Source organism: Streptomyces sp. NBC_01216 (assembly GCF_035994945.1).
Taxonomy (GTDB): Bacteria; Actinomycetota; Actinomycetes; order Streptomycetales; family Streptomycetaceae; genus Streptomyces.
The window spans coordinates 1607397-1618755 of record NZ_CP108677.1 but is presented as its reverse complement, the minus strand read 5'-3'; the positions used below and the strand labels follow the sequence as shown (position 1 = coordinate 1618755).

8 protein-coding genes are annotated in these 11359 nt (G+C 73.9%); 4 read left to right on the top strand and 4 right to left on the bottom strand.

All coding sequences use genetic code 11. The features are described 5' to 3' along the window. Positions 1-4: 4 nt before the first annotated feature. Both OG393_RS06830 and OG393_RS06825 read right to left on the bottom strand, forming a co-directional pair. A complete protein-coding gene (locus OG393_RS06830) occupies positions 5-898 on the bottom strand; it encodes a hypothetical protein (protein WP_327373728.1) in 894 nt (297 codons plus the stop codon). Between the two features lie 54 nt (positions 899-952). Continuing rightward, the gene (locus tag OG393_RS06825) at positions 953-1660 is read right to left on the bottom strand and encodes a Crp/Fnr family transcriptional regulator (RefSeq protein ID WP_327373727.1); all 708 of its coding nucleotides are present in this window, start codon (positions 1658-1660) and stop codon (positions 953-955) included. A 515-nt stretch (positions 1661-2175) separates the two neighbouring features. On the opposite strand from OG393_RS06825, the gene OG393_RS06820 reads away from it, so the two are divergent. The 3 genes from OG393_RS06820 to OG393_RS06810 all read left to right on the top strand — a co-directional run bounded on the left by OG393_RS06820 (position 2176) and on the right by OG393_RS06810 (position 7384). Next, a complete protein-coding gene (locus tag OG393_RS06820) occupies positions 2176-4911 on the top strand; it encodes a YfhO family protein (protein ID WP_327373726.1) in 2736 nt (911 codons plus the stop codon). A 91-nt stretch (positions 4912-5002) separates the two neighbouring features. After that, on the top strand, positions 5003-5968 hold the full coding sequence (locus tag OG393_RS06815) for a glycosyltransferase family 2 protein (RefSeq protein WP_327373725.1): 966 nt from the start codon (positions 5003-5005) through the stop codon (positions 5966-5968). Between the two features lie 3 nt (positions 5969-5971). Then, the gene (locus OG393_RS06810) at positions 5972-7384 is read left to right on the top strand and encodes a polysialyltransferase family glycosyltransferase (protein ID WP_327373724.1); all 1413 of its coding nucleotides are present in this window, start codon (positions 5972-5974) and stop codon (positions 7382-7384) included. A 45-nt stretch (positions 7385-7429) separates the two neighbouring features. Here OG393_RS06810 and OG393_RS06805 read toward each other — a convergent pair whose 3' ends face one another. Then, complete coding sequence (locus tag OG393_RS06805) at positions 7430-8203, bottom strand: VOC family protein (protein ID WP_327373723.1); 774 nt, start codon at positions 8201-8203, stop codon at positions 7430-7432. A gap of 474 nt (positions 8204-8677) precedes the next feature. On the opposite strand from OG393_RS06805, the gene OG393_RS06800 reads away from it, so the two are divergent. Further along, positions 8678-9505: a sulfurtransferase gene (locus tag OG393_RS06800; protein ID WP_327373722.1), complete on the top strand. Its 828-nt coding sequence runs from the start codon at positions 8678-8680 to the stop codon at positions 9503-9505. Positions 9506-9600: 95 nt separating this feature from the next. Here OG393_RS06800 and sepH read toward each other — a convergent pair whose 3' ends face one another. Then, positions 9601-10677 carry a septation protein SepH gene (gene sepH / locus OG393_RS06795; RefSeq protein WP_327373721.1) on the bottom strand — a complete coding sequence of 359 codons (1077 nt, stop codon included), beginning with the start codon at positions 10675-10677 and terminating at the stop codon, positions 9601-9603. Positions 10678-11359 lie beyond the last annotated feature (682 nt).

The window sequence follows — 11359 nt, the reverse complement described above, 5'->3', positions numbered from 1 at the left end:
TCGCTCAGCCCTTCCGGCGACCGGTGTCACCGGTGGTCCGGCCGATGTGCACCGGCTGCCAGTAGGTGTTGTCGCGGTGCTGGGACATGTCGCCGTGGACGGTGTACCGGGCCCCGGCGTCGTCGTCGGCGTCGTCGGTGGTGTCCGTGTCCGGCCCGGGGTGCGCGGCGGCGTCGCCGCCGCCGGGGCCCGGCTTCCCGCCGCCGGACCGGCCGTTCTGCGCGGCGGGGTCCGGGACCGGCCGTGGATCGCCGTCCGGGATCACCGGGGCCGCCCGTCCGGGAAGCTGGAACCAGGCGGTGACCGCCCCCTCCTTGAGGGTCAGCAGGGCGGGGGAGTAGCGCGCGGGCTCGATGAACTTGCCGCCGCCCCGGACCACGTCCTCGTACAGCGATTCCGAGGCGACCAGGACGAGGTCGGCCTCCTCGGCGTCCAACAGCCTTCGCCCGACGGGGGAGTCGGCCAGCCGGCAGGCCAGGTCGACCGCGCGTCCGCTGATCCCCCGCTCGTCGTGCCGGACCGGACCGACGTGCATGCCCACCCGCAGGCCCAACGGGACGCGCAGGGTCCGGTTCTCGTTCCGGAGGTTCTCGTGCACCTCGACCATCCAGAGGCCGAGCAGGCGGGTCACGGCGACCCGGCCGGCCACCGACAGCAGCACCCCGTCGCCGCGGTCCTCCATGTGGACGGCGTCGCGTACCACCTTGGCCTGGGTGAAGGCCGCTTCGAGGATCCGGTAGATCCGCTCGCGCATCCGCGGCCTGTCGACGTCGTCGTACGCGCCGGAACGCCGCGCGTCGACGCTGATCACCAACTCGTAGTGCGCTTCGGTGACATCCGTCGCGTCGCGGTCCATGCCCTGCCCCCTGTCGTGTTCGTCCTGCCGTCCCTCCAGCATCCGGCCCGGGACCTTGGCCGTCTGTAGCCGTTTACACACGACCGGGCGAGCGCGTTACTCCTGATGACCCTCCGCGAGAAGGGCGAGCAGCGCGGGGTCGAGTACCTCCACCAGGCGGTTGCCGGTACGCACGACACGCTGGGTACGCAGCAGCCGCAGGGCCTTGGCGACGGCCTCGCGGGTGGCGCCCACGGTGGCGGCCAGTTCGTCCTGGGCCAGGTGGACGGCCGAGCCGGCGTGGCCGTCCGGAGCGGAGGGCGCGTAGGGGTGGGAGGAATCGGACCGTGAGAGTTCGACGAGCCGGGCGGCCAGTCGCTGCAGCACGGTGAGCGAGGCGAGCGCGGAACGCTCCTGGTCGGCGCTGCGGAGCCGGAAGGTGAGTTGGCGCATCACCAGACCACTGACCCGCGGGTGGAGGGCGAGGAAGCGGCGGAAGGCGTCCCCCGTCATGACCTGGGCCTCCGTCGGGCCCAGCGCGCGCACGGTGGCGCTCCGGGGGCGGCTGTCCAGGGCGGCCATCTCGCCGAGCAGTTCGCCGGGGCCGCGCAGGCCGAGTATCAGCCGGGTGGCACCACGGTCGGTGGCGACGGAGACGGTCACCCACCCCCGTAAGATGATCATGACGTGACGTGAACGGTCGCCCTCCGTCAGGAGATGGGCGTCGGCGGCGTAGGACTTCCGGCTCCCGAGCGCCATCACGCTCTCGTTCTCCTGGGCGGTCAGAGCACGCGCGAACGCGTGTTCCTCACCGAGCAGCCCCATGGTCACTCCCCCCATGGCAGTCCGGTGGTGGATGCGCTGATTTTCGTTGGCGTTGATGGTCGCAGGGTGATGCTTTGGGGGAAGCGAATCGCGCCACTCGGTGCGTACTGGCCAGTTCATGGTGAAAGGCCAGGTGGTATGCCGGTCCCCGGCTCGGTTCCGGTCACGCACGCGACAGAGGTCAGCACCCGCCGTAGCCGACGACCCTCAGGTCAGAGCACGGGCGAGGAGTCGCCGGGGGCCCCGGCCGGCACGAGACACGACAGCGAGACTTGGCGGAAACTCGGGTTTTTTTCAACGACACTGCGAAAGCCGGACGGGAGAAGCGCGCCCACGAGCGACCATCCTCGGCCGCCTTCGGCCGCGTACGCCACCGGGAGTTCACCTCCGGTGTACCCGCAGACCGCCTGCCGATGGGGTACGGGTCGCCCGGCTCGGCGGTAATGGCGCTCGGCCCGTGACGCGACGTCCGGGCCCTCGTACCCGCGCGCCGCGCGACAGACCCCGGAGGACGCGTGCCCCCCGCTGCCGACACCGCATCCGCCCGAGGGGAAGACGCACACGACGGGGGAACGACCGCCCCCGGCGCGGCGGGCGGGGACGACGGGCGGTCGCGGGCGTCGGAATCGGGACCCCACGGACCCGCCGGGGACCGCCGGAGCGCCGGACCTTCCTCCCCCGGCGGCGATCCCCCCGCTCCCGTCCCGGGCGTCCCCCGCGGCCGGCCGCCGCGGAACGCGCCCGGTGCACCCTGGCGCGCCCCGACGGCCGCCGCGCTGCTCAGCTGCCTCGTCTTCTGCCTCGGCGGCCTGCTGGCCGGCAGCCATCCCTTCGGGCCCACCACCCGCAACACCGTCGACCTCGGCCAGCAGTACCTGCCGTTCCACGCCTACTGGCGCCGGCTTCTCCTCGGCGAGACCGACGGCGACCTGTTCCTCAACTGGAACTCCGGCTTCGGCTCCAACTTCCTCGGCGACTACGGCACCTACCTGAGCAGCCCCTTCGACCTGATGGTCCTGCTCTTCCCGGCCGACCGGATCGAACTCGCCCTCTACGCCGTCACCGTCGCCAAGATCAGCGCGGCAGCCGCCGCGATGGCCCTGCTGCTGCCGAGGCTGCGCCCCGGCCCCTGGCCGGTGGCCGCCGTCCTGGGCACGGCCTACGCCCTGTGTGGCTGGACCCTGAACTACGCCGCCACCGTCCCGATGTGGCTCGACGGCCTGCTGGCCTTCCCGCTGCTCTGCCTCGTCGGCGAATGGGCCCGCGCCGGCCGGCGGCCCCTCCTCGGCCCCCTGGTCGTCGCCATCGCCTGGTACGCGAACTTCTACACCGCCTACATGGCCACCGTCGGCGCGGCCGTCGTGCTGTTCGTCCGGCTGTGCACCGCCGACGACGGCGCCCGCCGGCGTCTCGCCGGACTGCTGCGTGCCGCCCGGTCCGTGCTCGTCGGCATCGGACTCGCGGCTCCGCTCATCGTGGTGATCTTCCTGGCGACCCGGGTCGCGCAGCCCACACCCGAGACGTCGTTCACCGCCGTCCCCTGGCCGGAGGTCTTCGCCCGGCTGCTGCCCGCCACGGCGAGCGTCGCCAGCCCCGCCCTCTTCATCGGCACCCCCGCCCTCGCGCTGGCCCTGACGCTGCCCTTCAACCGTGCCGTGGCCGCCGGGGTCCGGTGGGCCTGGACGGCGGCGATCTGCCTGGTGGCGCTTTCGATGCAGTGGGAACCCACCCACCTCCTCTGGCACGCCGGAGCCTCGCCCAACGGCATCCCGTACCGGCAGACGTTCGTGCTCTGCGGCCTGCTGCTGATCGCCGCCTGGCTCTCCACGGCGAGCGGACCGCCCCGGACGCCCGCCCTGCTCGGCGCGGGCACGCTCCTCACCGTCCTGACCCTGAGCTCCCTCGGCAACCCGGTCGTCGACCGCTGGACCTATCCCGCCTTCGCCGCGGCCCTGGCCCTGGTGGTGCTCGCCGCGGCGGCCCTCCTCCTCGCCCGGCACCGCGCGGCCGGGGCCCGCGTCCTGCCCGCCGCGGCCGTCGTCCTGCTGGTCCTCGCGCAGGCCGGCGAGACCGCGATCACCGGCGCCAGGATCGAGCGGCAGCAGCTGAGCAGGGTCTCGTGGTCCCCGAGGCTCGGTCCCTGGCACACGGACACGGCCGAGGCGACCGCGAGCAAGGACGCCTGGCCCCGGTACCGCACCGACCCGGGCGAGGTCCCCGGCGGCAACGACGTCCTCCTCGTCGGCGGTCAGGGAGCCGACTACTACAGCAGCCTCACCTCCGAGGTCCTCTCCGGCACCCTGACCTCGCTCGGCTTCGGCTCCTACGCCAAGGGCCGTCACCCGGTCAGCCTGGACAACCCCGTGACCGACGCGCTGTTCTCCGTCGGGACCCGGATACGTTCCACCCCCTCGGCCCCGCCGCGCACCGACCGGCTGCCCGAAGCCGCCGTCACGGTCACCGACACCCCGGTGCCGCCGCTCGTCACCGTCCGCCCCGGCCTCCGGCCGACGGCCCACGGGTTCCGCCACGGCGCGTCCGCCTTCGACAACCAGGAGGCGCTGCTCGGCGCCGACGTCTACGAGGTGCCCGCCGCGCCCCGCCGGGCGAACGGACCCCGCGGCGCCGTGACCCTCACCGTCGGTTGCCCCGCCGGCGCCCAGGTCTGGTTCTGGGCGCCCCGATACCGGGGCACCGCGGTCCTGGGCGACCGGCGGCCCGTCGCCTTCGCCGGCGGACCGCCGTCCGTCATGGCCCCCATGGGACGGCTCGGTACCGTCCCCGACTCCGGCGAGGTACGGATCGTGCTGCGCCCCGCCGGGAAGCTTGTACTGCCGGAACGCCCCGTCGGCTGTCTCGTCGAGGAGCGGCTGACCACGGCCGTCGAGGCGGCGACCGCCACCGGCGCCACCTCCGTGCGGACCTCCGGCCACACGCTCACGGCCGAACTGCCCCCCGGCAGCACCGGGACCGCCGTCGTCGCCGTCCCGCGGATCTCCGGCTGGACCTGCGCCGCGGGCGACGCGGACCCGGTACCCGCCCGCAGCCACCTCGGACTGATCGCCGTCCCGCTCGACGGCACGCAGACCACCGTCGGCTGCTCCTTCCGGCCGCCGGGGCTGCGGCTCGGCGGCGCGGTCGGCGCCGCCGCCCTGCTCTGCCTCCTCGCGACCGCGCTCCGGCACCGGTTCCTCCGGAGGACCGGAAGAGTTCATCCGGCGTGCACATCGGGCACGTCCGGCGGGAACTGAGCGGCGCTAGCCTGCCCGCTGACGGGCGTTCGGGCCTCCTCGCCCGGACGCTCCTCGCTCGACCGACCGTGTGTGACCCTGGGGATTGCGTGTGCCGAAACTTTCCGTCGTCGTACCGTTCCACAATGTCGGGACCTACGCCCCCGACACCCTGCGCGGCCTGGCGGTCAACGCGGACCCGGATTTCGAGTTCCTGCTGATCGACGACTGCTCCACGGACGACACCCCGGACGTTCTCGACCGGCTGGCCGACCGGATTCCGAACACGACCGTCATCCGCCACGAGACCAATCTCGGCGTGGCCCAGGCGCGCAACACCGGGCTGGACACGGCGACCGGCGACTACGTCACCTTCCTCGACGGCGACGACTGGTACGCCCCCGGCCATCTGCGCGCCATGGTCGACGGAATCGACGCCCTGGGCTGCGACTTCGCCCGCACCGACCACGTCCTGTCGACCGGCCGCACCCGCGCGGTCCGCTACGCGCCGGCCCCACGGCGCGACACCGTCATGGACCCCCGAGACGGCATCGCGCCCTCCGGCATGGTGACGATGGTGGACTATCCCTTCGTCCCCTTCGGGATCTACGCCGGCCACCTCTTCGCGAACGGCGCCGCGCGATTCGAGACGACCCTGCGCACCGCCGAGGACCGCCTCTGGATCTGGCGCCTGCACCTGAACACCAGCTCCTACGCGGCCCTCAGCTTGCACGGCGCGTTCTACCGGCGCGGTGTCACCACCTCCCTCACGCAGATCACCGACAACCGTCAGCTCGACTTCATTCCGTCGTACGACCTGCTGCTCGACGAAGTCTCCGCGGACGCCGAGGCGGACCGCTTCCTCCCGAAGGCGGTCCGCACCTACTGCGCGCTCATCGCCTTCCACATGGGAAAGGCCGACCGCTACGAGCCCGCCGTCACCAGACGTCTCCGGCGCGACGTCTCCGACGCGCTGCGCAGGATGCCGCAGCAGGTACTCGACGCGACGCTCGCGAGCATGGACACCCCGCGCAGCACACTGCTCCGCGGCCTGCGCGCCACCGGAAAGGCGGCCTGACCCATGATCACGGACCCCACCCCGGCGCGGACCGGCGCGGCCCGCCCGGACACGGCCGCCCCCAACGCACCGGACGAGGCCGGAACGAGCGGACCCCGGGTGCAGATCTTCCAGGTGTCGACGCTGTACGGCGCCGCCACCCTGGCCGCCGCCGTCGACGCCGGACAGTTCGGCGCCGCCGCGGACGCCCGCCGCTTCCTCCTGCTGTCGCACAACGCCGAGGTCCCCGAGACGGCGCTGCGGCTCGACACCATGACGGGCTACGACCGGATCGCCACCCGCTTCGACGCCACCCTCGACTGGAACGAGGCGATCCACCCCCACCACCCCGCCTCCTGGGCACCCCGCCCGGAGGAGGCCCCGCTGTGGCAGAGGGTCTTCCGTACCGCCTGGGGCCTGGGCACCGCCCCGGTCGAGCTTGTCGTCGAGTCGATCCAGGTCAACCCCGCGCGGGCGCTCGCCGCCGTCTTCGCCGAGAGCGCCGTACACGTGTACTCCGACGGCCTGATGAGCTACGGCCCCACCCGCGAGGAGGTGCCGCAGTCCATCGGCTGCCGCATCCGGCGACTCCTCCACCTCGACCTGGTACCCGGACTGCGCCCCCTGCTCCTCACGGAGTGCGACGTCGAACCGGAGCTCGTGCCCGACGACGCCTTCCGCGCCGTCCTCGCGGAGATCGCCGAGGCCGCCGAAGGCGACCCGCAGGTGGCGGAGGCCGTCGCCGCGGCCCCCACCGCCGTCCTCCTCGGCCAGTACCTCGCCGCGCTCGGCATCCTCACCCCCGACGAGGAGGAGGAACTCCACGCCCGGATGGTGCGCGGCGCGGCGGCGGCCGGTCACCGTTCGGTGCTCTTCAAGCCGCATCCGACCGCGCCCCCGCGCTACTCGGGCGCCCTGCGCGAGGCCGCCGAGGCGGCCGGGGTGCGGCTGACGGTGCTGGACGGCCCGCTGCTCGCGGAGACCTTCTACGCGCGCTGTCGGCCCCGGCTCGTCGTCGGCTGCTTCTCGACCGCGATGCTCACCGCCTCGGTGTACTACGGCGTCCCCCTCGCCCGGGTCGGCACCGAGACCGTCCTGGGGCGGCTCAAGCCCTACGAGAACAGCAACCGGATGCCGCTGGTCCTCGTCGACCACCTCGTGCCCGACCTGGAGACGGGCGCGGGTCCCGTGGTGCCGGGAGCGGCTTCGGACACACTGCGCTCGCTGGTCCGGGCGGTGGGCCACTGTATGCAGCCCAGGCTCCATCCCGGGCTGCGCGAGGACGCGGTGGCGCTGCTCGGCGGCCGGCCGGACGACGAGCGGCCTGCCCACTACATCGACCCGCGGCGATCGGCCGCCCTCGGGCTGACGGGCGGGGACAGCGGGCAGCCGCCCGCTCGGCCGCGCCGGCGCCCGGCACGGGTCCGGCGGCGCTGACCAGGCAGGGGAGTGGCGCTCGCCCCGGGGCCGCCCGACAGGCTCTCAGGCGTCGGCCGACCGGACGATCGTGAACACGGCGCCCTCCGGGTCCGTCACGGTGGCCAGCCGGCCCGCCGTGCCTTCCCGGGGCGGTCGCAGGACCCGGCCGCCGAGCTCGCTGACCAGAGCGGCGGCCGCGTCCGTGTCGGCGACCTCGAAGTAGGTCATCCAGTGGGCGCCACGGTCACGGGGGAGCGCGCCGCCCACGCCGTGCAGGGACGCGACCGGGCGACCGTCGACGTGCAGTGTCAGATAGTCGAAGTCGGCGGAGACGACGGGCTCGATCTCGTAGCCGAAGACCGTCCGGTAGAACTTCGCGACCATCGAGGTCTCGTGTGTCAGCAGCTCGTTCCAGACGGGTGTCCCGGGCGGTCCGGCGGTCGCCGTGCCGTGCCGCGGCCCGGCCTGCCAGACACCGAAGACGGCGCCCGTCGGGTCCGAACAGATCGCGAGCCGCCCGACCTCCCCGGCGTCCAGCGGACCGACGGCGACCGTTCCGCCGCAGCACCGGATGGTCTCGGTGGTCTCGTCCGCGTCGTCGGTGGCCATGTAGGGGGTCCAGGCGACCGGCAGATGGCGGTCGGGGGGCAGCTGGCCGATGCCCGCCACCTCCCTGTCGTCCAGCAGCGCGCGGACGTACGGGCCGAGCTGGTGCGGTCCGGGCACGAACTCCCAGCCGAAGAGCGCGCGGTAGAACTCCTGCGTCGCGTCAAGGCCGTGCACCATCAGGCTCACCCACGAGGGTGTCCCGGGTGTGAGCCGCGTCGCCTCGGTCATCGTCACTCTCTCCTCGGACCATCGTCGCTGCGGTACGGGGGAACCAGGCGTGCGTACGGGCCACCACGGGGTGGTCGGCCCCGGCACGGGGTTCGTGCCGGCTCCGTACCCGCCGTCGGACCTGCCGCACACGTGCCTGACGTCCTGGAGAGCAAGGGGAGTGGCTCCCGGCACCCGTGACTCCGTCTCCGGCGCTCCGTCGGTCGACGACACGCACGCGTCGTCTTCCGCCGCCGCCTCCGACGCGAAGCCACATGACGCCGCTCGCCGATCACTCCCTCCGACTGGCCAGGCCGACACCGCACGCCCGGTGCCGATGGTCGCACCAACCGGCGCGCGGTGCGCCCCGGCCGCGCCGACTTTGGCGCGATCCGGTACGAGGATGCCTGGAATGCCGGTTCCTGGGGTCGCTGTCCGGTCGGCCGGTGTCAAGGAGTGGCCCGCTGCGGCGCGGGCTGCGCGAGGATGGCACCCATGAAGCCCATCATCACCGCAAGCGAACTCCTGAGCGAGTCGGCCGGGGAGCGGCCCCCGGTCCTGCTCGACGTCCGCTGGCAGCTGGGCGGCCCACCCGGGCTGCCCGCCTACGAGGCCGGCCACCTGCCCGGCGCGGTCTTCGTCGATCTCGACACGGAGCTCGCCGGCCCGCCCGGCGCCGGCGGCCGGCACCCGCTGCCCGACATGGACGTCTTCGGCGCGGCCATGCGCCGCGCGGGGGTCTGGGCGGACCGTCCGGTCGTGGTCTACGACGGCGGGCCCGGCTGGGGCGCCGCCCGTGCCTGGTGGCTGCTGCGCTTCACCGGGCACACCGACGCAAGGGTCCTGGACGGGGGCCTCCCGGCGTGGCCGGGGGAGCTGTCGAAGGAGACCCCGCGGCCTGAGCCCGGCGACTTCCGGCCGGAGCCGAACACGGTCGGGCTGCTCGACGCGGACGGGGCGGCGGCGCTGGCCCGCTCGGGGCTGCTTCTGGACGCGCGGGCGGCGGAGCGGTACCGGGGCGACGTGGAGCCGATCGATCCGGTCGGTGGTCACATCCCTGGCGCCGTCTCGGCCCCCACGTCGGAGAACGTCGACGCCGATGGCCGGTTCCTGCCACCGGAGGAGCTGGCGGCCCGCTTCGCGGCACTCGGCGCCGGCCCGGACACCGCCGTGGCCGTCTACTGCGGCTCGGGCGTCTCGGGCGCGCACGAGGTACTGGCTCTGGCCCTCGCCCGTGTCCCGGCCGCGCTGTACGCCGGCTCCTGGTCGGAATGGTCCGCCGACCCGTCCCGCCCGGTGGCCAAGGGCGCGGACCCGCGGTAGGGCGTCGTGGCCGGGCGCGGAAACTCCGCGCCCGGCCACGACGCGGGCGGTACCGGCGGGGGTGCGGGCCTCCCGTTCCCCCGCCGGTACCGCCCTCAGTCCTGCTTCTTCCTCCGCGTACCGAAGACGATCTCGTCCCAGCTGGGGACCGCCGCGCGGCGTCCCGGCCGGACACCGTCCGCCTCGGCCTGGCGGTCCGTGGTGCCCGTCAGACGGTCCCGGTGGCCGGAGACCGCGCGGGGCATCAGCACGTCGGCGTAGGCCGATCCAGCTCCCGCCGAGGCCGCCGGAGCCGGCGGCTCCTCCGCCTCGGGGTCGTCGGACGGCTCCGCCGCCGACGGCTCGGTGGTGAGGTCGGGGACGACCATGTCGCCGCGGAAGCTCGGCACCGCCTCCAGCAGGCTGGTCAGCGAGTCCCGCTCCTCGTCCGGGTCGGCGGAGGCGGAGGGGCGTTCCGGCTGGCGGTCCGCCGGCCGGTCGAGGGTGCGGTCCAGCGGCCGGTCCCGGGGCAGTCGGGCGATCCGCGGCACGAACGGGAAGCTCGGCTCCGGCGTCGCGGCGATCGTGTCGTCCGTCTCGCCGATGAGGGCCCGTGCCTCGTCGTCCACGGCCTGTACGAGCCGCCGGGGCGGGTCGTACGTCCAGCTCGCGGTGTGTACCTCACCCGCCACCCGGTAGACGAGCAGCACTTCCCAGGTGCCGTCGTCGCGGCGCCAGGAGTCCCACTGCACGGTGTCCTTCTCGGCGCCGCGCAGCAGCAGCCGCTCCTGTACCGCCTCGCCGAGCTGTGGTCCGGTGTTCTCGCCGGGGCGGCGGACCGGGGTCTTGCGGGCCCGCTCCGCCATGAAGGCGCGCTCCGCGAGCACCGGTCCCTCGAAGCGCCGGACGCGGTCCACGGGGATTCCGGCGAGCTGGGCGACCTCCTCGGCGGAGGCACCGGCTCGTATGCGCGCCTGGATGTCGCGAGGGCGGAGGTGGCTCTCCACCTCGATCTCGATCTGGCCGAGGCGGGCGCGGTCGTTGCGCACGGCGGCGCGCAGCCGCTCGTCGATCGGAAGCGTGTACTCCGTGCTGTCAGCAGCCTTCAGCACCAGTCGTGTGCCGTCGTTGGAGACGGCCACGACACGCAGTTCGGGCATGGGGACCTCCCGGGTGGTGCCTGCCGACGTCACGTGCGTCGCTGCTTCCGCTAGTCGAGTGTGGCCTGCCCGGGTGCAGCCTGCCACAACCTTGCCGAGTTGCCCGGCGTGTCGGGCATGGACCCTGGGCCGCGACTGTGACACGGTTACCCATTCGGCACGCAGAGTGACAGGTCGTCACTCTGGGTGGTGGGCGTCCGTGCGGTGCCATGGCGCCGCCGGTTCGAGTGCCGACTTCGGCCCCCTCCCGATGACCCGGGCACCCATGAGAGCCCGGACCCAGGGCTCGACACAGTACTCCATTCGGGCCACCCGGGGAGACAGGCGCGCCGTCGAACTTCTCCGGCGGTACGGGAGTTGGGTCGCCACGCACGAGACCCCCGGGTGTCGCTCTTCACGGAAGCGCCGGAAGCGGAACCAATCACTTCCCCCCTATGGCCCTTCCGGGGGCACGAGGGAACGCATGGGCAGGTGAGGGGCGGGCAGGGATCGCGCCTGGGGCGCACGGGAAGAGCGGCTCGCATCGGAGGAGAGAGGGCGGCTCGAACGGAGCGTGGCCCGGGTCCCGGCCGGTGCGGTCGACGCCGTCGCGGTGGCCGAACTCCCCTCCCCCTGGGCGTGCGCGGCACGATCCCGGCCGTCGGTGTGATCAGTGTCATCACGACCCGCGGCGGCTCCTTCCGCCGGCACCTCCCCGGGCGCACCGGCGGGCGGA